This window comes from Liquorilactobacillus ghanensis DSM 18630 (assembly GCF_001435235.1).
GTDB lineage: Bacteria > Bacillota > Bacilli > Lactobacillales > Lactobacillaceae > Liquorilactobacillus > Liquorilactobacillus ghanensis.
This window is the reverse complement of record NZ_AZGB01000022.1, coordinates 1-21,032: the sequence shown is the minus strand read 5'-3', so window position 1 is coordinate 21,032 and position 21,032 is coordinate 1. Positions and strand designations below refer to the sequence as shown.

The window sequence follows — 21,032 nt, the reverse complement described above, 5'->3', positions numbered from 1 at the left end:
CTATTTAAATGGATTCCAAAAACGTCCATTATTGACTTTGAATAAATAAATACCTAAAATCAACCAAACAGCAATCACTATTAAGCTCAGGTAATCAGCTGTTTTAAAGGGACGTGCCATGTACCAAGTTCGTTTATGCTGCTGCCCAAAACGCCGTAACGCCATCGCTTGACTGATTGTTTCAATTCGTTCCAAACTAGTAAAAATTAATGGCAATAGTATCTGAACCGCACCTTTAGCTCGTTGCATTAAAGGCGCGGTTTTTGACATTTCATATCCACGAGCTTGCTGCGCTAAACTAATTGTTCGATAGTCTCGCTGAACGGTAGGAATATACCGTAAGGCAATTTCAAAGGCATAGCTGATTCGATAAGAAATGCCAATTTTATTTAAACTAGCTGCAAATTCACTGGGATTAGTCGTTAACAAAAAAATTAATGCTAAAGGTACCGCAAAAACATACTTTAACAACAGATTAAACAGATAAAATAATTCTTCCCATGACAAATTAAAATAGTGTTGCGAGTTTCCCAAAATTAAATGCTTAGTTCCATAAATCTGCATTCCATAACCTGGGCCGAAAACATAAACCATAATTAAATTCAAAGCAGCAAAAGCAATAATAACTTTTACAATTAGAGCTACTTCGCGATAACGAATCTGTGCATAATGAAATAAAACTAAAGACATAATCAAAATGCCTAATAGAAATCGCGTATCAAATGTTACCATTCCAATAATTGAAAAGCTGATAAAACCAATTAACTTAGTACTTCCACTTAAATGATGCAGAAAAGTTGGGCGGTCAATATAACCGATAAACAAATTTTCAGTCATCTATTCTTTCCTGCCTTTCTGCTTGAATAAATTTACTTACAAAATCCGTTGCCGATGGTAATTTAAACCTTTCTGCCAGATCAAACAAACTTGTTCGCGCTAAAGACGCTTGTTGAATAATTTGATCATTGGTTAAAACAGCCGCCGGTATTGCATCCGCTAACAGTGAACCATTGCTTAGAACCAATGTCCGCTGAGTGTATTCCAACATTAAATGCATATCATGCGTAATTAAAACAATCGTTAAATGCTGTTGCCGTTGCAATTTTTCTAAAAAGTTCATAATTTCCGTATAATGATACAAATCTTGACCAGCTGTCGGTTCATCTAAAATCAACATTTGTGGTGCTAAAACTAGAATTGAAGCAATTGTAACTCGCTTTTTCTGACCAAAACTTAAAGCAGCAATTGGCCAGTTACGCATTTCATATAACCCACAAATCCGTAAAATTTCAATAACTTTTTCCTTAATCGTTGCCTCTGCTACATTGCGTAACCGTAAGCCACTGGCAACTTCATCAAAAATTTTGGTCTGCGAAATCATTTGATTAGGATCTTGCAGAATATAGCCAATCTTTTCTGCTCGTTGCTTGACTGATAATTTTAATAAATTTTTCCCGGTAAATTTAATATTCCCAGCAGTAGGAGTCAAAAAGCCTGCAATCAAATTACTTAAAGTTGATTTACCGGTTCCGTTTTTGCCAACCAAACTAACCATTTCTCCTTGATAAAGAGTAAATGATAAATTCTTGATAATCGGTCGGTCAGGTTGGTAGCCAAAGTCCAACTGCTCAACTTCTAATAAAGGAATCTTTGGCTTAGCTGCCGATGAAAGTTCCAACTCTGTATCCCATTGCTGTAAAGCTTGCGGTAAAGCAGCCGCATTGATTTGCTGAACATCAAGTAAAGATGAACATTCAGCTAAATTGACTCCCGCACGACGAAGAGCGCTCAAATATAACGGTTCACGCAAACCAAGTTCTGCTAAACTGCCGGTGACTAAAAGCTTCTCCGGTCGATCATTGGCAGCAACTTGACCGTCTTTTAATAAAACCAACCGATCAATTCCAGCTGACAAAACCTCTTCAATTCGATGCTCAATGATAATCACCGTTAAATCTTGTTGTGCTGCTAGATGGTTCAGCAACTGCATAGTTGCTTGGCCAGCAGCTGGATCCAGATTAGCTAATGGTTCATCAAACAAAAGGATCTTACTTTCATCAATTAAAACTCCCCCCATTGCTACACGCTGCTTTTGTCCACCGGATATTTCTTGTGGTGAGTGCTGTAAAAACTCGGTTAATTGAAGTTTTTGTGCCCACTCACGAGTAGCAGCTTGCATTTTGGCTTGCGGCTGACAATCATTTTCAAGCGAAAAAGCTAGATCTTCAACAACTGTCAACCCGACAAACTGACTATCTGGATCTTGCAAAACCGTTCCAACATCAAAAGACAGCTCAAAGATTGAGCTGTCTTTTGCCTGGTGCCCATTGATCAAACAAGTTCCAGTCATTTTACCAGGAAAAGCCTCAGGAATTAAACCATTAAGACACCGTCCAAGAGTTGATTTGCCAGATCCAGAAGCTCCCGCCAGCAAAACTTTTTCTCCAGGAAAAATATCAAGATTAATGTCCTTTAATGTTTTTTCAGCCTGACTATCATATTGAAAAGAAAAATTTTTAAAATGAATGATCGGTTTAACCATAAATTAATCTTCCTTCTTCAGACTGCCATGTTTGGTACGAGTCCGCGAATAAAGAACTAATAAAATTGTACCAATAATTGCTACCGAAAGACTATTAACTACCCAAGTTGTTAATCCTTGAATATAAACTTTGCCAGCCGGTTCATGATAAATTAAAATATCCCCTGTTGGTGCCAATAATACCCAACCAATAAAGTTAACAATAACTTGGTAAATATTAAACCAAACTAACTTGGCTACCGATAATGCACCAGCTTGAATTTGTAACTTATTTTTCAAAAAACCAAAAGCTACACCAACCAGTCCATCAACAATTACCCATGTCCACCATGGAGAGCCATAGGTTACAAAATCATTAAGTGCATGGCCAATAAAAATTGCTAATCCAGCTGTAATTGGTCCATAGATTGCTGCTAGTAAAGGCAAAAAGCCTTCTGCAACATTAACTTGTGTATTGGGAATGCCAGTCGGGATAGCGACAAACTTCATTAAGACAAAAATAATTGCTGCACCAATACCGGTTGCTACCACTGACTGAATTGAATCAGTTTTTTTCTTCATTCTAAACACCATCCTTTATAAAATTAAGAACTTAAAAATTAAGTAAAAAAACGCCCTTCCTAGTTGAAAGGACGCTTGCACGTGGTACCACCATTCTTTGATTTGAATAAATTCAAATCCTCGATCAAGATAACGGTTAACCCGTAATCGGTTCATTTAAAACTAGCCGATTCATCTTTATAATAAAGAAACCATCTTCACTAATTTGGGTAGTCATTTTCCAGCAGCCAATGACTCTCTAAATACCGGTAACTAGTTACTCATTTCTTCGACTTTAACGTTAAGTTTACCCTAAAATAAATTTAAAATCAATTATTCTTAATAATTACTGGTTAAAAACCGCAATTATTTGCTTTTTGTTTGGTGATCCAACCATTTTTGTGTTTTTTTCTGCAATAATTCCTTTAACTCCGATGGTTGACAATCAAGTTTGACCAGAATTGCTAAAACAACCAGCAAAGTATCAGCTAATTCTTCCTTAGTATCATTAATATCTAATTGCTTATAACCGTTTCCTGAAGCTTTAATGCTGGCTAAATAGGCTTGAGCCGCTTCCCCGCTTTCTTCCATTAATTTCAAAAATTGCTGTTGAACTGTTTTGGGTTCACTTTGAGCCGCTCGAATAATCTGCTCCTGCAATTGCTGATCAAACACAATTAACCATTCCTTCCTTAGTCTAATAGCCAGCCTGCAAATCAACCAAATTGTATAAAGGTTTGTTGCTCAAATAATTATCTAAGTTGTTTGCAAACAAAGGATATAAAGCTGCTCGAAAATGCGGAATTTGCCCAGAAATATGTGGAGTAACGATAACTTTTCCATGTCGCCAAAGTGGTGAAGCAGCTGGTAATGGTTCTTGTTCAAACACATCCAGATAAGCACTGCGAATCCATGAATCATCCAATAGTTTCAATAAGTCAGCTTCAACTAGTGTATTTCCGCGACCAACATTAATAAAAGTATAACCTGGTTTCACTTGCTGCAGCATCTGTTCGTTAAAAAAGTGAACAGTTTGCGCTGTTCCCGGCAAAGTTGAAATTAAAAAATCAATTGAAGCAGCATAACCGTCAGCTTTGAAAGTATCAGTCGTAATGACTTGATCAAAAACATCTATTAAATGTGAATCCATTCCATGCCGATTGACTCCAACAGTCTGCATCCCCAGAAAATGACAGTAACGAGCAATTTCACAACCTATTTTGCCAGTTCCAAAGATCAGCGCCGTTTGTTCCCGCGTTTCCAATGAAGCTGGTGTCAACCAAGTTTTAGGTTGCTTGATCACCGCTCGTAAACCGCGATTTTCCATTAATATATAACTTGTAACCGTCTCTGCTATATAGCGGCTATGCAGCCCAGAAGCGTTCGTCAAAATGATTTTCTTTGCCTTAAATTCTGTCAAAGGTAAATAATCAATTCCAGCCGACTTGGCTTGTACCCATTTTAAATGCTGATTTGCTAATAACTCAGCCGTCAACGACTTATCCCAGCCCAAAACAATTTCTGCTTTACTAGCTGCTTTTTGATCGGTTGTAAAGGTCACTGCTGGAAATTGCTGCTGTAAGCGAGTCAACTGTTCTGGTTTAGGTTTTACGAATAATAATGCTTGCAATATTGATCTTCCTCTCATTAATTAATCTGTCAGCGGTAAAAATAAATTATGCCAAACTTCACCCGCATGTTGTGAAGCTGCAATTCCTTCATCATGAAATCCATTTTTTTGATAGAAACTAATCAACGATGGCAAACAAGTTAACGTAATTCCTTGACGCCCCGCAATTGTCGCCCGTTCTGCTAATGCGGACAAAAGCTGACTGCCAATTTTTTGTCCACGATACGGTGAAGCAACTGCTAAACTCAAAACTGCTTGAAAAGGAGCTACCGTTGCAGTTGGATTAGGCACTACATGCTGAAATAAATCATCATTTAAATAACGATTTGAAATTGCCGGACCTACAATGAAACCAACTAAACGATTTGCTGCAAAAGCTCCTAAAAAAGTATCTCCCAACTGCTGCTGTCTTTCTTTCATTGCTGTTGGAGCCGCTGCTTCCTGCGTTGAAAAACTGCTTTGTTCAATTTGCATAACTGTCTTTAAATTCCACTCGTTGACTGAATCAATTAAAATCTTCATTTTATCATTCCTTGAATCACTTGAATTTTATTTAAAACCTCAGTTGCATATAACGATTTTACCAATTGTATGATTACTTTCAATCATTTTATGTGCTTGCTGCAGGACTTTTGCATTTAGCGGTTCCAAGCTCTGGCGCAGAGTGGAATGCAAAATTCCTTGATCTAAAAGCTGCGAAATTTTTTCTAAAGTGTTATGCTGAGTAATCATTGTCGGTAATTGATAAAATGATTTAGTGTACATCCACTCCCAAGCAAATGTTACACTTTTAGGTTTTAATAAGCCGAGATCCAAGGGATGCTGATTGTCGGTAATTGAAACAATCCGGCCATTTGGTTTGATTAGCTCCGCCATTTCCTTCCAATGACCATCAATATCATTCAATCCTAAAATATAATCAACATCTTGCTGACCAGTTGCACGCAATTGTTGTGGCAATGACTGTCGATGATTGAGAATCAGATCAGCTCCCATTTTTTTGACCCAAGCTTTTGTTTCTGGCCGTGAAGCGGTGGCAATTACCCGCAAACCAGCCATTTTAGCTAACTGAATCGCGATTGATCCAACACCACCAGCACCATTGATAATTAAAATTGTTTGACCTGGTTCATTATTTTTAGGTGATAAAGCCAATTTTTCAAAAAGGGCTTCCCAGGCAGTCAATGCTGTTAAAGGCATCGCTGCAGCCTGCGGTACAGTTAATTTTTGTGGCGCATGGCCAACCAACCGCTCATCAACCAATTGATAAGCCGCATCTGATCCCGCTCGCCGATAGTCACCAGCATAAAATACTCGATCACCCGGTTGAAACAAACTAACGTCTGAGCCAACACTCTCAACTGTTCCTAGCGCATCCCAACCTAAGATTTTAGGCTGTGGCGAAGATTTGCTTACCTGCTTACGAACGGCAACGTCAATTGGATTAACCGATACAGCCATAATCTTAACTAATAAATCGTGACCCGTTGCAACTGGTTTTTCAGTTTGAAAATCGACCAAATTTTGTTGGACATCAACCGAATTTGATGAATTGACCTGAACACCAACTGCATTCATCATTTCTTTCAAAATAGTCACCTCATTTTTTAAGTTTAATCCCCTTCATTGTTGCACTTTTACAGCTGTGAAAACAATCATCTTGCTTCTACTTCCAATGAATTTCCGTTTTTGCCGGAATGGTCTTAGCCAAAATTTTACCATTACGAATATTATAAAGAACTTCTGCATGTTGATTAAGTACCTGATAAAAATCAGTTCCATTCAGCAAAATACAATTTCCCGGTTTCCCAAGCTCAATTCCATAGTGGTCTTGAATATTCAGTGTTTTAGCCGCATTGTAAGTTATATAATTAAATGATTGCTGCAACTGCTGGTAACCCATTAACTGAGCAGCATAAACGCCCATTTGCAATGGATCAAGCATATTGCCATTTCCTAACGGATTCCAAGGGTCCTGAACATCATCTTCGCCAAATGAGACATTAATCCCAGCTGCACTAAGTTCCTTAACCCGTGTTAAGCCGCGCCGTTTGGGATAGGTATCAAAACGACCGCCTAAATGAATATTAACTAAAGGATTTGCTACAAAATTCAAGTTAGCCATTTTTAATAAGCGAAATAATTTATAAGTATAGGCATCATTATATGACCCCATTGCTGTTGTATGGCTCGCTGTTACGCGCTGCTTTAAACCTGTTTCATAAGCCAGCGTAGCCAAGACTTCTAAATTACGACTATTTGGATCATCAATTTCATCACAGTGAACATCAACTAAAACATTATATTTTTCAGCCAATCCCATCAAATATTTCAAAGAATCAGCCCCATAAAATTGATTAAATTCATAGTGAGGGATTCCGCCAACTACATCTGCTCCTTCTTTCAAAGCCTGTTCAAGTAATGCTTTGCCATTAGGAAATGACAGTATGCCTTCCTGGGGAAAAGCCACTAATTGTAATTCAATCACATCTTTTAGCTCAGCTTTTAATTCCAGTAAAGCTTGTAAAGCAATTAATTGGGGATCGGTCGTATCAACATGACTGCGAACAAATTGAATCCCTAATCCTGCCTGTCTTAATAAAGTCTGCCGCGCCCGCTGTTTAACATCCGCAATCGTTAAAGACTGTTTACGCTCAGACCAGATACGGATACCGTCAAATAAAGTGCCTGTTTCATTCCATTCCGGCTGACCAGCCGTTAAAGTTGCATCTAAGTGGATATGCGAATCGATAAATGGCGGTAAAAGAAGTTTACGCTGACCATCAATAATTTCTTCACCTTTTTTGGCGGATAAATTCGGCAAAATTTGGGTAAATTTACCGTTTTCAATTCTAACATCAGTTATTTTCTTTTCATTATTAACATGAACATTTTTGATTAACATTTTATTTCTCCTTTTGTTTCAAATGCATAATCAACCAATAAACTAGACCACTAAGCAACATATCTGGATAAGTCGCGCCAATTGTCGTTTGCAAAAAAGTGGCTTTTTGCAAGATGAAAAAGCCCCCTGCTCCAAGGACCCAAGTAATAACAGCTGCCCAATTGACACCTTTAATGTACCAATATTTTCCTTGATTATTTGTCAACTCAGCGATTTTGTATTGCTGTTTGGCACAGAAAAAATAATCAACAATAATAATACTGATGATTGGACCTAAAACCATGCCAATATAATCCAGAAATGCAGTAAAAGCTGCTAAAAAACTACCCAATATCATGGGGATAAAAGTAACTAAAGTCGCCAAACCGGCAACGATCCACAAAGCATATTTCAATTTTAATTTTGAAAAAATATTTGCCAATGCCGATCCGGCTGCCATTAAATTAACTGCATTAGCTGTCATACTGGTTAAAATGATTACCAATAATGCCAATACCCCTAACCCAAGCCGGCTGGCAATCGAACTAGGATCAGAATTATTAGGATCATAAGTTCCTGATGACACAGCAATACTAATTGTTGAAACCAAACCGATCATAGCAAACCAAAGAACTCCCACCAAGGCTCCAGCAAATGACACCGTCGTTGCAGCTGATTTTTTACGTGAAAAACGTGAGAAGTCTGCCGCAGCAGTAACCCAAGCAAGATTGAAGGCTGCCACAGTGTCGATAGCACTTCCAGTCGTTGACTTTAATTTAGTTGGTACTTGCCAATTAATAATCTGTGCTAACGAAACATGCTGAAAAACAATAATCGATTCCCAAACTACAAAGATAAAAACTAAAATAATTCCTAATCGTTCAATCAACTGAACTGAGCGTGAACCGCTGGCAATACTAATGATATGCAAAATACTCATTACAACGATGCCCAAAAGCATTCCCTTTAAACCGCCAGTCTGGCCCCACAGCGGCCATCCTAATAAATCATGCAGCAAATAACTGACTGAAGTCGCGGCAATAAATGTATTAACTGCCGTCCATCCGATAAATTGCGTGAAATTAATAATTGATGGTAAAAAGCTACCACGCAGACCAAATGATGCACGTGCGATTCCCATAGTTGAAACACCAGTTTGAAAACCGATATAGCCAATTAATGCCAAACAAACATAAGCAACTGCTGATGATAAAACCAAGATCTTAGTTGCTGTCAAAAAACCGCAGGCTGCCATTACACCGCCAATATACCATGTCCCATTGTTAGCATTAGCCCCAACCCACGTAGCAAACATATCCCAAGATGTTGTTCGCCTCTTTGCCAAAGGAATACTAAAGGTTTCCGTTTGCTTACTCATAAATACCTCCCCCAAAAGTTGTTTCTCGATTTCATTTTAACTTATTTCCAATATAAAAAGGACATTTTTATTTTGGATCAAGATACTTTTCGAATTTGCCTACTGTTTTACACAAAAAAGCTGCTTCGATTAAGTAAAATCGAAAGCAGCAATCTTAAAAAGTAATTCATTCAATCTCTACTGTTGCTGATTTAAAGCTGAGTGCTTCCGTCCATAGGCAAAATAGAGAATCATCCCTAAGGCGAACCAAACTAAGAATCTTACCCAAGTTTCCCAATTCAAGCCAATAATCAAAGTAATACAGAAAATAATCGCAATAATTGGTGTTACCGGAACTCCAGGTGCCCGAAAACCACGATGAATTTCAGGGTGACTTTTACGCATCCATAAAACGCCAGCTGATACTAAAATGAAAGCTGTCAAAGTACCAATATTAACCAACTCTGATAAAATGTTTAAATTGATAAAACCACCAGCAATTGCAGTTATAATTCCAAAGAACCAAGTACCCTTAAATGGTGTTTTGTATTTAGGACTGACTTCACCGAAGAATTTAGGAAATAATCCATCACGCGACATTGAATAACAAATTCTGGACTGACCATATAATTGAACTAAGATAACGGTTGTCATACCTAAAATGGCTCCAATGCTGACAATAAATGATAACCAGCCTTGTCCAGTTTGGTGCAAGACCGCCAAGATCGGTGCATTCAAGTATTTCGTAAATACAGTATATTTAACTACGCCAGTCATAATTAATGTCATAGCGATATACAAAATAGTTGAAATTAAAAGCGATAATAAAATCCCCCGTGGTAATGTTTTACTTGGATTAATTGTTTCTTCAGCACTTGAAGCAACTGAATCAAATCCAATGAATGAGAAGAAAACAATTGAAGCTGCTGGAATTACCCCAGCTGCTGTTCCATTGTGGAAACTATAAATCCCATACGGTGAGAATGGTACCCAATTATGGGGCTTGATAAACCAAACGGTACAAACGATGAATAAAACAATAACTGCTAATTTGATTATTACCATAGTGTCGTTAACACGTTTAGTTTGATTAATCCCGATAGAAATGATCCAAGTAATTATTAAAACAATAATAAAGGCCGGTAAATTAAAGTAAGTCGTAACACCTGGTGTCGTTCCGGCGGCGGCTGTTAAAACAGTTGGAATATGGATCCCCATCTCCGACAGGAAATTCAGAAAATACCCCGACCAACCAACTGACACGGTGGCTGCACCTAATGCATATTCCAAAATTAAATCCCAGCCGATCACAAATGCAATTATTTCGCCAAAAGCCAAATATGAATAAGTATAGGCTGAACCGGCTACTGGAGCCATCGAAGCAAATTCTGCGTAACACAGGCCAGTAAAGCCACAACAAACTGCTGCCAATAAAAATGAAACTGATAATGCAGGTCCGGCTGTCAAAGCTCCCTTGCCGGTTAAAACAAAAATCCCGGTACCAATAATTGCTCCAATTCCTAGAAACGTTAAATCTACTGTTTTGAGTGTTCTCGTTAACGGTGTTGCCCCCGCCAACAAATCATCAACATTTTTTCTTCGAAAAAGTCCACTCATGAAAAACCATCACCTTTCATCAACTATGCTTAACATTCTATAATCTAATTTTAATCAAGTCAAATAGTTTTATCTTTACTTTGTCATAAAATGTGACATACGCTGCTAAATCAAGCGTTTTATTCTTCTATTTGAAAGAATAAATGGCTTTCAAATTATTATTAGACGTTATTTATTAAAAAAACCTTTGAAAATAAAAAACACTTTACCAACTAAAATGATGTTTTTTATTCAAAAATGTCATCTAAGTGAAAAAGCATCACTATAATTAATAGAATAATGTTAATTAAATTTGTATCATAAGTAATAGCAATTAAAAAAGTGATTTTAACTTTGAATATACTTACTTAGTAGTTTTAGTTGCCAACGATATTTTTTTAGACTGTTTATTTAACCGTTCACGAAAAAATTCTGATGCTAATTTTATTAATTAACATCAGAATTATCTACAACTGATTTTTTATTCTCAAATATTATTTTCGTCGATAGTCTTTTCCTAAGATATCTAGGTCGCACAATCGTTGGTCCAACAAAGCCACTTCAGGAAGATGTCCCCGCCTTTGATAACCAAATGTTCGAAATAAGTGTTGACTTGCTTTATTATGACTAAAAACAAAAGCCAGCACAATTTCAACCTGACAAGCAGTTATCTGATCCGCTAAAAAAGTCAGTGCTTGCTTACCAACTTCATGTCCTTGATAATTTTGATCAAGATACAAACTAATTTCAGCAGTTCGTTGGTACGCTGGTCGACCATAAAAATCACTCAAACTCATCCAACCGACTACCGTATCGGTATTTTTTATTATCCATAATGGTCTTTGGCGATTGTTTTGATGAGCTGCAAACCATGGCTGCCGCTGTTGAACAGTTGCCGGTTTTAGATCCGCAGTTGACTGGCGGGTTAAAACTGCTTGGTTATAAATTTCAACAATTCTACTTAAATCTCCGGCAGATGCTAATTCAAATTTCATCCAATCCCATCCTTTCAAATCATATCCAGCGGTGCCTTGTTTGTCGGCCGCGGATATAATTTATCCAACTGCTGCAATTCCGCATCCGAAAAAGTTACAGTTGCAGCAGCCAAATTTTCCTGCAAATGCTTAATTGATGATGCCTTGGGAATACAGTAAACGTCTTGTTGTAAGACCCAAGCTAATAAAAGCTGGTGAATGGTAATTTTCTTTTGTCCAGCAAGCTGCCTCAGCTGCGGTTTAATCTTTAAATACTGCGAATTTTCGGACCCAAAAGGCGAATAAGCAATGAAATCAATTTGATGCTGTTTTTGAAACGCTAACAAATCAGTTTCGACTCCACGACTGCCAAGGTTATAAAGATCTTCATTAACAAAACACTTATTTCCTGCCGGAACTTGCAGTAATTCTTTTAAATCAGATACATCAAAGTTTGAAACACCCCATTGGCGAATTAATCCTTGCTTTTTTAGTTCTTCTAAATTTGCTACCATTTCAGTCAAATTATTTTTTTGCCGCCAATGCAGCAAATATAAATCCAAATAATCTGTTTGCAGCCGCTTTAAAGTTGCTGTTAAACTTTGCCGCAAATCTTTTTTAGCCGCATGCCACGGATAAAATTTCGAAATAAGTGTTAGACGTGAACGATCGTATGGTTGAATTGCTTTACCAACTAAAGTTTCTACTGCACCTTCATTATACATTTCAGCAGTATCAATCAAGCTTACACCATGCTCAAGCCCATAACGTAAGGTTGCCAATTGTTGCTGTTGCTGCCGTTCAGATCCTTCACCAAGGTGCCAAGTTCCCATGCCAAGTTTTTTTAACATTATTTTTACCTCGAATCCTTGATTTACTTTATTGTAAAACCTAATCAAATTTTCGCCAACTTTTTTTACAAACATATTATTATTTTCGTCTATCTAAATGTAAGTTACCTGCGCAGAGCTTACACCAGCAAAGAAAGGAGCTCTTTTATGAGTAAAACATGGCTTAAATCCAACCTTGTTACTATTACCACCGACAATGCGGGAAAGGAACGAAAACGAACATTCAACAATATCAGCAGCAGCGCTACGGAAGAAAAAATTAACGATTTCGGTAAAATTGTAGCTGAGTTAACTGGTCTGCCGATAACTGATATTAATTTAACCGTTGTTTCAGCTATTGCTGAATAAACATATCCAAAATAAATTATCGCGGAGGAATAATCTTATGAAACAACTTGATCTGGCTTTTACCGATGAAAGTGGCAAAAGTAAAACTCATTTTCGCTTAGATGATGCTAATGAAGCACTAACTGCCACGACAGTAGCTGAGTTAATGCAAAAATTAATTGCTCTAGAAATTTTCATCAACAAAAAAGGCCAAAAGATGTTTGTTGCACCAGTAACTGCCCGGTATATCGAAACACACGAAACGCCAATCTTTACCGCTGAGTAAATAACCAAACAAATAAACCAGTAGTACGGTCATAGACTGCACTGCTGGTTTATTTATTTGATTTAAAATAGCTATTAATTAAAACCATACATTCGGCGTGCTAAATGATATATTCCAATAATCGTCTTTCGACCAATTTTTCCGGGTAAATGAAGACTAACTCCGAGTAAACTATATCGCATTTGCTGATAAAGAACCGGGTCGCTGTTGGCAACATATTGCCACAAATCGTTTTCCAACGCTAAACTAGCCAAAGATCCATTTTTAATTAATAAAATTGAAGAAATAGTAGTGATGATCTCCAAATATTTTTTTAAATAGTCAGCAACTGGTAAACCTTGATCAACTTGATTGACATAATAGTCAACCATTAACCGATTGATTTTAAGCTGCTGATCGATTCGCTGAAACATTATTTCTTCATTAACCGATTGATCAGCACGCCCAATAAAATAATGATATAAATCTACATTTAAATAATACAGCCGTTTTACATGGGGCAATGGTTCAAAAGCATAAAGATTGTCTTCATAAAATGTATGTCTTGGCAACTGCAGCTGTACCTGATCACGTAAAAGATTAGTTCGGTAAATAAGTGAATGCATTAATAAATATTTGCCAAATGAAAACTTAGTTTCAGGCCAACCAAAAAACTGTCCTTGCGGCAAACAATTTTTATAATTCATTACTTTTTTGTGTTTCATCCCTAGTTTGTCATATACAAAATTACAAACCAGCAGATCCAACTGCTGCTGGTTTTGACTACTAACAGTTAAAAAATCGATAACTCGCTGATAAGCAGTCGCCTCAAGCCAGTCATCACTATCAACCACTTTAAAGTACTTTCCTGTTGCAATTGCTAAACCAACATTAATTGCTGCTCCATGCCCACCATTTGCTTGATGAATTGCTTTGACCTGCTCTGGAAAATGCCGAGCATAATAATCAATTTTCTTGCCAGTTTGATCAGTAGATCCATCATCTACTAAAATAATTTCAACTTTTTTACCCCCAGGCAATAATGAATCAACACAATGCTCAAGATAAGCTGTTGAATTATAGCAAGGAACAACAATACTTAAAACTTTCACCTTGACTAAACTTTCCTTTCATTTCAAAAGTAAATTTGAAATTTACAATTCTTTTTACTCATAAAAATCGACTAAATACAAATTTTCAATAATTTATTTTTTCATCTCACCCTTGCGGCGACATGCAACTAAAAGACCAGCCAAACAAATTACAAAAGCTAACAAAAAAACAGCATGCATTTCAAATATAAAAATTTCTGGTGTTTTTGCCGGATAAGTCGTAATTTGCCGTCCAGCATGGCTGCTCATAGCTGCAAATAAAACAGTAGTTGCTCCTGATATTCCAATTACCATTCCTAAATTTCGTGCTAACGCATTGATTCCGCCTGCTATTCCCAGATCCTTTACCGAAACCGAACTCATAACAGTTGTATTGTTTGGAGCCTGAAAAATACCATTTCCCAAACCAACTAAACCAACATTAGCTGCAAAAAGCCACAATGGTGTTTGCAGATTTGTTAATAAATAACCGAGCTGACTTACTAAAATCAAACATAATCCAATAATTGCCAGCAATTTAGTTCCAATTCGATCTGAAATTGCACCTGAAAGTGGGGCAACGACCACCTGGACAAGGGGAAACAACATTAAAATATACCCTGCAATTCTTGGTGACAATCCCCGTGCATTTTCTAAATAAAATGGAGAAATAACATTAAAGAAAAAATTAGTTACAAAAATCAAAAAACCAGTTAGCAAGCTGCGAGAAAATTGCTGATTTTTAAAAATTGCAAATGAAATTAACGGATTCGTTTGCACTAATTCAATTTTGATGAATAACCATAAACTGACAGCAGCAATTACGAATAAAACAATTACTAGGACTGAAGTAAATCCAATCTCCTGTCCAAGAAAAATGGCTGTAAACAACCCGATCATCAAAACAGCAAAAGTCAGCGCACCCTTGTAATCAAGTGACTGTTTACTTTTTTGGTTCAAATCAGCCGGTAAAATAAAAGCTCCTAAGATAATTGTTAACACACCAATTGGAACATTGATCCAAAAAATATATCCCCAAGTTAAATGAGCTAAAATCAGTCCCCCTACACCAGGTCCGGCAATCGAACCTAACGCTACAAAGGAACCAATCATCCCTAATGCTTTTCCTCGTTCAGAAAACGGAAAAATCTCAGTAATAATACCGTTATTAGTTGCCATTGTCATTGAAGCCCCAAATGCTTGAATTGCACGAGCTGCTAACAATAAACTAAAATTACCCTTGATTCCTGCTAAAAAAGAACCTGCGACAAAAAAAAGCGTGCCAATTCGAAAGATTTTTATTTTTCCGATTAAATCACCTAATTTGCCAAAAAATAATAGCAAGGCGCAAATTACAATTAAATATAATGAAACGACCCATTCCGCTTGATTCATCGGGATTTCTAGATCATGACTAATCACTGGCAGAGCAATATTAACAATACTCCCATCTAAAGTTGCCATGATCGTAAACAATCCAATTGCCGCTAGAATCCACCAACGATGGCGTTGAACCTCTTCATCTTCCAAATAGCTTTGTTTCATTTCAAAACCTTCTTCTCTTATATAATAAAGCCAACCTCTTTAATTATATATGACTTATAGGTAATTTAAAATTTAAAAAAGTTCTAAAACAATTAACCTTGTTAGTTTAGTTGAAACAAAGCTAAATTTTAGAACTTATAGAATATAGAATTTATTTAAAATTATTGAATAGTAAGCCTATGATTTAAATACTAAATGAAAATTGGATAAATTATTATTAAATTGCTAATTATCATAGCTGGTTAATCCATTGCTATTAATTATACTAATCAATTTAGCTGCATAACTTGGATCCGTAGCATAACTGCCATATTTACCTCGATAAAGATTTTGTGCAGCAATTGTTACATTGGCTGCTCGTGAACGGGTAGAATTATAAAAATTAGTGGATATCAGCTGTGCGTATCTTTCAAGTGAAGCATAATAATTTTGATAGGACTGGAATTTAGCGGACACTGTATGATAACTATTATCATAATATTCAACCGTTGGCATAGTTACATAGCTTCCTTGCCCGTTATATTTAACTCCAAAAAGATTGTGGGCATTTCTAGCAAGTGTGCTATCACCCCAAGCACTTTCTAGTGCCGCTTGAGCAACCATTAAAGATGGGTAAAGATTGTAGCGTTTAGCCACCTGTCGCGCAGCATCTGCAATACTATTCAAGAAACTTGCTATATTTTGGCTTAGTTGCAATGCTCCAGTAGTATAGTTGAAATAGTAATTTTTCCCACTAATTAGATGAGTTCCATACTGCATTTGGCCATTATTAGCATAATAAACTATTTTATGCTGATTACTGATATACTGAAAACCAGTTTTTCGCGCGCCGGTTGCCCCATCAAATAAATACCAGTGACCACTTAAATGCTGCTGACCATACTGCATTTGACCACTACCATTATAATAAACAGTTTTACGCTGATTACTGATATACTGAAAACCGGTTTTTCGCGCGCCGGTTGCCCCATCAAATAAATACCAGTGACCACTTAAATGCTGCTGACCATACTGCATTTGACCACTACCATTATAATAAACTGTTTTATGCTGGTTGCTGATATATTGAAAACCGGTTTTTCGCGCGCCGGTTGCCCCATCAAATAAATACCAATGGCCACTTAAATGCTGCTGACCATACTGCATTTGACCATTACCATTATAATAAACAGTTTTGCGCTGATTACCAATATACTGAAAACCAGTTTTTCGTGCGCCGGTTGCCCCGTCAAATAAATACCAGTGACCACTTAAATGCTGCTGACCATACTGCATTTGACCATTACCATTATAATAAACTGTTTTACGTTGATTATTTATGTATTGAAATCCTGTCTTCATTGCCCCAGTAATTCCATCAAATAAATACCAATAATTATTTAAATGCTGTTGACCATATTGCATTTGACCATTCGTAGCGTAATAAACTGTCTTATGCTGATCAAGTATCTTTTGAAAACCCGTTTGATTCTGATGAGTTACAGAATTAACTAAATACCAATGACCATTCTGAAAAACTTGAACTAATTCAGGTTTTGTTTGTTGTTTAGTTGGTGCTGCCTTTACTGAAGAAGTTGTTGTTTTTGCTGAAGATGCGGTGGCTGGCTTCTCATCACTAACTTTTGTGCTCGCAGTATTTCCATTGACTGTTACATTCTTGGAATCAACTGCCGCCTTCTTTTCAGTAGCTAACAATTTAGAACTTACCGCAGAAGATTGTGTCGCGTCTGAACTGGAAGTTTCTTTATTTGCTGCCGTCACAGAACTTTTGTTGACAGTATCTGTTGTGACCTTTGATACAGAACTTGTTACTGGTGCAGTGGTAGTAGCAATTGATGAATTTGAATTAGACACAGAACTGGAACTAGATGCAGGACTGGAACTAACATTTTCAACCGCAGATTTATCTGTTGCCTCATTTGAACTTTCTTGTTTGTTTATTGATGATGATACAGCTTTAACTCCTGTACTTTCAGTCGTTGTCATAGCCGTACTAGCAGTTGTGTTTGTCGCTGCAGCAGCTGAATCTGAAAAAAAATTAATGGCTGTTATACTGGCAGTTATTGCTATCGCAGCAAAAACCCAATGTTTACCAGCTTTATACATCTTATATCTATTTTTTCTTTCAAACATACGAAAACTCCTCATTATATTAACTTAAATGTTCAATGCCAATGAAAATAATCATTTTTACACGACATTCTATGTTTATATCGGCTGACTTTAAGAAAGTTTAAAGTGAATTTCCAAGAAATATTTTAAAGAGCTAATTAAATTCATTGCAGTAATTTTAGAAACTGCATAACCAACAGAAATGACTTTATTTTCGAAAATACATTAAACTTGTAGGAGAACCAAAAAATATTGCGAACCTTGAAAAGTACTGATCCAGTTATTCATGTACAAAAAAACTGATATTGGTTTTATTATTCACCAATATCAGTAAGTATAGATTTTAAAAAAGTCGCGGTTTTTAGCCGCAACTCCTTTTTTCTAAATTGATTCTTCTTTAGCTGGACCCCAAACCAAAGTTGCTGAAACGTGAGCTGTTAAAGGTGCTCCGTAAAGTGCATTTTGATTATCATTGGTGAAGTTCCATGCTTTTTGATCCTGAGTGCCACCTTCACTCAACCAAAATTCATAATGATACGGACTGCCTTGGAAATCATAATAGGTTTTTGTACCCTCAATTGCAGTTGTACTTCTTGGAAATGTCTGATAAATGTTTTGCAAGTCTGTTTGGCTGAATTCACTATCAGTAGTACCTTGTAATAATTTATCAGGAATTACAGTTATTAAATTTAAATCAGTTGTGGCAACTGACTGGTTAGCTTGAAGTGGATTAGTCACATCGTTAACTACACCTGCATCTTTATACGTCGCAGCTATCTGGTTGGGGTTGAAGTTGCTGTTGTTGCCTGAGTTGCGGTATCTTGTCCAGGACGATATAGGATGTAAGAAGCTACCCAACTATTTGGATTAGCTAAATCCAAAATTCCACCAGTGCCTAAAGCAGTCCAATCTGTATCCTTCAGCTGATTTTGATACCAATCCATAAATGTTGCCGTACCACTGGCTGCAGCCCTTTGAACATTGGTACCTTCCACATCAGCAGTATACACCGCAACCGTGCCAATTAAATTACCATTTTCTAACAAATTCTTCTCAATTGCTGCCGCTGTTGCGTCTAAATCACCTTGAGCAACCAATTGAGCCGCGTCATGCAATGCAAACGCTAAGTAATTATCCTGATCACTTTGCCAATCAGCATTTAATTTATAGTCCAAGTTTTCGTTAATTTGTTGAGCCAATAAATTTCTAAAAGCCATTAAACTTTCTAATTTTCCATCACTAGAAAAATCAAATGTTGTACCATCAATTGCTGCTTGACCAGTTGTCATCGCTCCAGTTGTCGGATTGAAATAGTACTGATCATTATCTATTTTCTGCCACGAATATTGCATTTGACCTTGTGGGTTATAATAAACCGTCTTATTCTGGTTAGGGATTTTTTGGAAGCCCATCTGCATTGCCCCAGTGTTGTCATCAAACAAATACCAGTAATTGTTAATACGTTGCTGACCATATTGCATTTGACCTTGTGGATTATAATAAACCGTCTTATTCTGGTTAGGGATTTTTTGGAAGCCCGTCTGCATTGCCCCGTTGTTGTCATCAAACAAATACCAGTAATTGTTAATATGTTGCTGACCATATTGCATTTGACCTTGTGGATTATAATAAACCGTCTTATTCTGGCTAGGGATTTTTTGGAAGCCCATCTGCATTGCCCCGTTGTTGTCATCAAACAAATACCAGTAATTGTTAATACGTTGCTGACCATATTGCATTTGACCATTATTAGCGTAATAAACAGTTTTGTGTTGCGCAGAAATTTGTTGCAGTCCAATCCGCATTTTCCCCTGACTATCGAATAGATACCAGTGACCGTCAATTAAATTTTGACCAGGATTAACGTTTAAAGCTCCTGTCACTTTATTAAGATTGTACCGTTTGCCATGAATAACTTGTTGACCATATAACATCTTCCCTGTTGGATCATAGTAAACAAGCTTGTTTTGATTATTTATAAATTGAAAACCAGTCTGCATTGCACCAGTTACACCATTAAATAAATACCAATGATTATTTACTTTTTGCTGGCCATACTGCATCTGGCCATTATTGGCATAGTAAACTGTTTTATTTTGATTGGAAATCTTTTGGAAGCCAGTTTTCATGGCGCCGGTTACATCATCAAATAAATACCAATGATTATTTACCTTTTGTTGACCATACTGCATCTGACCATTATTGGCATAGTAAACTGTCTTATTTTGATTAGAAATCTTTTGGAAACCAGTCTGCATTGCACCAGTTACATTATCAAATAAATACCATGCATCATTAATATGTTGCTGACCATACTGCATTTGACCATTATCAGCGTAGTAAACCGTCTTATTTTGATCCTTTATTTTTTGAAAACCAACAACGTATTTACCAGACTCATCTAATAAATACCAATAATTTCCATTTTTTTTCTGTTGATAATTCGGCTGCGCTTGCTGCAAATCTGTTGGCTTAGCTGAAGTTGCCAGAACTTTTTTATCGTGAACATTTGCAAATTGAGCATTTGCATCTCCCTGTTTGGACTGTACCTCGTTAGCTGCAGTTTGAGCATCATTGCCATTAGTAGTAATAGCAGCAGTTGCTGAACTTTCGCTTTCTTGTTTAACATTAACACTGGCTTGATTTTGCGATTGGCTAACTGAAGTCGAATTTTGTTTAGTTGTTGATGCTTGTTGATTTGAAACCGCATTTGTTTCAGCATCGCTAGTTGCTGCTGATACTGAACTAGTTTGCTTTGCATTTGATTGGTTCAAGTTTGTTTGAGCTGAACTCGCTGTTGATTTTACTACAGCAGCTTTGGAAACCGTACTCGAATTTAATTCACTTTTTGATGAAGCAGCTGACGCTACAGATTCTTTTGTTGGATCTTGAACACTACTCGAAATCTTATTTTTATCAACTGAACTTGAAGAAGTTTGGCTAACCGCCGTAACTTCATCCCCCTTTACAGTTGAACTATGATCTCGATTTAAAATTCCACCAAATAAAATTGCACTTGTTAACGCAGCAAAGACCCAACTTTTGCCTGCCTTATACATCTTATAATGAATTTTTCTTTCCCACATTTTCTAAACCCCTTAGCTTTAAATAATAATCATAATGCAATTTTATGCTATTCAACCTAAAATAACAGCAGTAAATTATCAAACTAAATTAATTGATGGCTATCTATAAACTATATTATTTAAGTACTAATTTATTCAGATTTTTACAGTCATTACTAACTTTATTAGCAAATGAAAGGGAGTGTCAAGAAGTTTGTGTAAAAAGGGATTGCCCTTTCTCCATAAAATTAAA

Annotated in this window: 19 protein-coding genes and 1 other annotated feature; of the genes, 2 read left to right on the top strand and 17 right to left on the bottom strand. The window is 36.7% G+C overall.

Going from position 1 to position 21,032, the window contains the following annotated elements; translation table 11 throughout:
* From FC89_RS09285 to FC89_RS09230, 12 genes are all read right to left on the bottom strand, one after another.
* The gene (locus tag FC89_RS09285) at positions 1-837 is read right to left on the bottom strand and encodes an energy-coupling factor transporter transmembrane component T family protein (protein WP_057872283.1); all 837 of its coding nucleotides are present in this window, start codon (positions 835-837) and stop codon (positions 1-3) included.
* Positions 830-2,542 (bottom strand): ABC transporter ATP-binding protein, encoded by a 1,713-nt coding sequence (locus tag FC89_RS09280; protein WP_057872282.1) that lies wholly within the window; start codon positions 2,540-2,542, stop codon positions 830-832. The genes FC89_RS09285 and FC89_RS09280 overlap by 8 nt, the downstream gene beginning before the upstream one ends.
* A gap of 3 nt (positions 2,543-2,545) precedes the next feature.
* Positions 2,546-3,103, bottom strand: coding sequence for an ECF-type riboflavin transporter substrate-binding protein (locus tag FC89_RS09275; protein ID WP_083485462.1), 558 nt, complete (start codon positions 3,101-3,103; stop codon positions 2,546-2,548).
* A 64-nt stretch (positions 3,104-3,167) separates the two neighbouring features.
* Positions 3,168-3,384: a binding site (T-box leader), on the bottom strand.
* Between the two features lie 64 nt (positions 3,385-3,448).
* Positions 3,449-3,757 (bottom strand): MazG-like family protein, encoded by a 309-nt coding sequence (locus FC89_RS09270; protein ID WP_057872280.1) that lies wholly within the window; start codon positions 3,755-3,757, stop codon positions 3,449-3,451.
* 22 nt (positions 3,758-3,779) lie between these two features.
* On the bottom strand, positions 3,780-4,712 hold the full coding sequence (locus tag FC89_RS09265) for an NAD(P)-dependent oxidoreductase (RefSeq protein WP_235804410.1): 933 nt from the start codon (positions 4,710-4,712) through the stop codon (positions 3,780-3,782).
* 21 nt (positions 4,713-4,733) lie between these two features.
* A complete protein-coding gene (locus FC89_RS09260) occupies positions 4,734-5,234 on the bottom strand; it encodes a GNAT family N-acetyltransferase (protein WP_057872279.1) in 501 nt (166 codons plus the stop codon).
* A 39-nt stretch (positions 5,235-5,273) separates the two neighbouring features.
* Positions 5,274-6,293, bottom strand: a complete 1,020-nt coding sequence (locus FC89_RS09255) for a zinc-binding alcohol dehydrogenase family protein (RefSeq protein WP_235804413.1) — start codon at positions 6,291-6,293, stop codon at positions 5,274-5,276.
* An 85-nt stretch (positions 6,294-6,378) separates the two neighbouring features.
* Positions 6,379-7,617 (bottom strand): cytosine deaminase, encoded by a 1,239-nt coding sequence (gene codA / locus FC89_RS09250; RefSeq protein WP_057872278.1) that lies wholly within the window; start codon positions 7,615-7,617, stop codon positions 6,379-6,381.
* A 1-nt stretch (position 7,618) separates the two neighbouring features.
* The gene (locus FC89_RS09245) at positions 7,619-8,974 is read right to left on the bottom strand and encodes a cytosine permease (protein WP_057872277.1); all 1,356 of its coding nucleotides are present in this window, start codon (positions 8,972-8,974) and stop codon (positions 7,619-7,621) included.
* 177 nt (positions 8,975-9,151) lie between these two features.
* Positions 9,152-10,570, bottom strand: a complete 1,419-nt coding sequence (locus tag FC89_RS09240) for an amino acid permease (RefSeq protein ID WP_057872276.1) — start codon at positions 10,568-10,570, stop codon at positions 9,152-9,154.
* A gap of 473 nt (positions 10,571-11,043) precedes the next feature.
* Positions 11,044-11,544 carry a GNAT family N-acetyltransferase gene (locus FC89_RS09235; RefSeq protein WP_057872275.1) on the bottom strand — a complete coding sequence of 167 codons (501 nt, stop codon included), beginning with the start codon at positions 11,542-11,544 and terminating at the stop codon, positions 11,044-11,046.
* A 14-nt stretch (positions 11,545-11,558) separates the two neighbouring features.
* The gene (locus FC89_RS09230; RefSeq protein ID WP_057872274.1) at positions 11,559-12,374 is read right to left on the bottom strand and encodes an aldo/keto reductase; all 816 of its coding nucleotides are present in this window, start codon (positions 12,372-12,374) and stop codon (positions 11,559-11,561) included.
* Between the two features lie 147 nt (positions 12,375-12,521).
* Between FC89_RS09230 and FC89_RS09225 the strand changes: the two genes are divergently transcribed.
* Both FC89_RS09225 and FC89_RS09220 read left to right on the top strand, forming a co-directional pair.
* Positions 12,522-12,722 (top strand): DUF1659 domain-containing protein, encoded by a 201-nt coding sequence (locus FC89_RS09225; RefSeq protein WP_057872273.1) that lies wholly within the window; start codon positions 12,522-12,524, stop codon positions 12,720-12,722.
* A 37-nt stretch (positions 12,723-12,759) separates the two neighbouring features.
* Positions 12,760-12,987, top strand: a complete 228-nt coding sequence (locus FC89_RS09220) for a DUF2922 domain-containing protein (RefSeq protein ID WP_057872272.1) — start codon at positions 12,760-12,762, stop codon at positions 12,985-12,987.
* Positions 12,988-13,061: 74 nt separating this feature from the next.
* Here FC89_RS09220 and FC89_RS09215 read toward each other — a convergent pair whose 3' ends face one another.
* The 5 genes from FC89_RS09215 to FC89_RS09195 form a co-directional block, all read right to left on the bottom strand.
* Positions 13,062-14,078, bottom strand: coding sequence for a glycosyltransferase family 2 protein (locus FC89_RS09215; RefSeq protein WP_057872271.1), 1,017 nt, complete (start codon positions 14,076-14,078; stop codon positions 13,062-13,064).
* Between the two features lie 93 nt (positions 14,079-14,171).
* A complete protein-coding gene (locus FC89_RS09210) occupies positions 14,172-15,602 on the bottom strand; it encodes an MFS transporter (protein WP_057872270.1) in 1,431 nt (476 codons plus the stop codon).
* A 225-nt stretch (positions 15,603-15,827) separates the two neighbouring features.
* On the bottom strand, positions 15,828-17,735 hold the full coding sequence (locus FC89_RS12420) for a glucosaminidase domain-containing protein (RefSeq protein WP_162258277.1): 1,908 nt from the start codon (positions 17,733-17,735) through the stop codon (positions 15,828-15,830).
* 360 nt (positions 17,736-18,095) lie between these two features.
* The gene (locus tag FC89_RS09200; protein WP_057872269.1) at positions 18,096-18,452 is read right to left on the bottom strand and encodes a hypothetical protein; all 357 of its coding nucleotides are present in this window, start codon (positions 18,450-18,452) and stop codon (positions 18,096-18,098) included.
* A gap of 35 nt (positions 18,453-18,487) precedes the next feature.
* Positions 18,488-20,800 carry a KxYKxGKxW signal peptide domain-containing protein gene (locus FC89_RS09195; protein WP_057872268.1) on the bottom strand — a complete coding sequence of 771 codons (2,313 nt, stop codon included), beginning with the start codon at positions 20,798-20,800 and terminating at the stop codon, positions 18,488-18,490.
* Between the last annotated feature and the right edge of the window lie 232 nt (positions 20,801-21,032).

Excerpts from the sequence above, each read along its gene's own strand:
- FC89_RS09285 (WP_057872283.1), bottom strand. The coding sequence starts at position 837 with ATGACTGAAAATTTGTTTATCGGTTATATTGACCGCCCAACTTTTCTG.
- FC89_RS09280 (WP_057872282.1), bottom strand. The coding sequence starts at position 2,542 with ATGGTTAAACCGATCATTCATTTTAAAAATTTTTCTTTTCAATATGAT.
- FC89_RS09275 (WP_083485462.1), bottom strand. The coding sequence starts at position 3,103 with ATGAAGAAAAAAACTGATTCAATTCAGTCAGTGGTAGCAACCGGTATT.
- FC89_RS09260 (WP_057872279.1), bottom strand. The coding sequence starts at position 5,234 with ATGAAGATTTTAATTGATTCAGTCAACGAGTGGAATTTAAAGACAGTT.
- FC89_RS09255 (WP_235804413.1), bottom strand. The coding sequence starts at position 6,293 with ATGATGAATGCAGTTGGTGTTCAGGTCAATTCATCAAATTCGGTTGAT.
- codA (WP_057872278.1), bottom strand. The coding sequence starts at position 7,617 with ATGTTAATCAAAAATGTTCATGTTAATAATGAAAAGAAAATAACTGAT.
- FC89_RS09245 (WP_057872277.1), bottom strand. The coding sequence starts at position 8,974 with ATGAGTAAGCAAACGGAAACCTTTAGTATTCCTTTGGCAAAGAGGCGA.
- FC89_RS09240 (WP_057872276.1), bottom strand. The coding sequence starts at position 10,570 with ATGAGTGGACTTTTTCGAAGAAAAAATGTTGATGATTTGTTGGCGGGG.
- FC89_RS09235 (WP_057872275.1), bottom strand. The coding sequence starts at position 11,544 with ATGAAATTTGAATTAGCATCTGCCGGAGATTTAAGTAGAATTGTTGAA.
- FC89_RS09230 (WP_057872274.1), bottom strand. The coding sequence starts at position 12,374 with ATGTTAAAAAAACTTGGCATGGGAACTTGGCACCTTGGTGAAGGATCT.
- FC89_RS09225 (WP_057872273.1), top strand. The coding sequence starts at position 12,522 with ATGAGTAAAACATGGCTTAAATCCAACCTTGTTACTATTACCACCGAC.
- FC89_RS09220 (WP_057872272.1), top strand. The coding sequence starts at position 12,760 with ATGAAACAACTTGATCTGGCTTTTACCGATGAAAGTGGCAAAAGTAAA.
- FC89_RS09210 (WP_057872270.1), bottom strand. The coding sequence starts at position 15,602 with ATGAAACAAAGCTATTTGGAAGATGAAGAGGTTCAACGCCATCGTTGG.
- FC89_RS12420 (WP_162258277.1), bottom strand. The coding sequence starts at position 17,735 with ATGTTTGAAAGAAAAAATAGATATAAGATGTATAAAGCTGGTAAACAT.
- FC89_RS09195 (WP_057872268.1), bottom strand. The coding sequence starts at position 20,800 with ATGTGGGAAAGAAAAATTCATTATAAGATGTATAAGGCAGGCAAAAGT.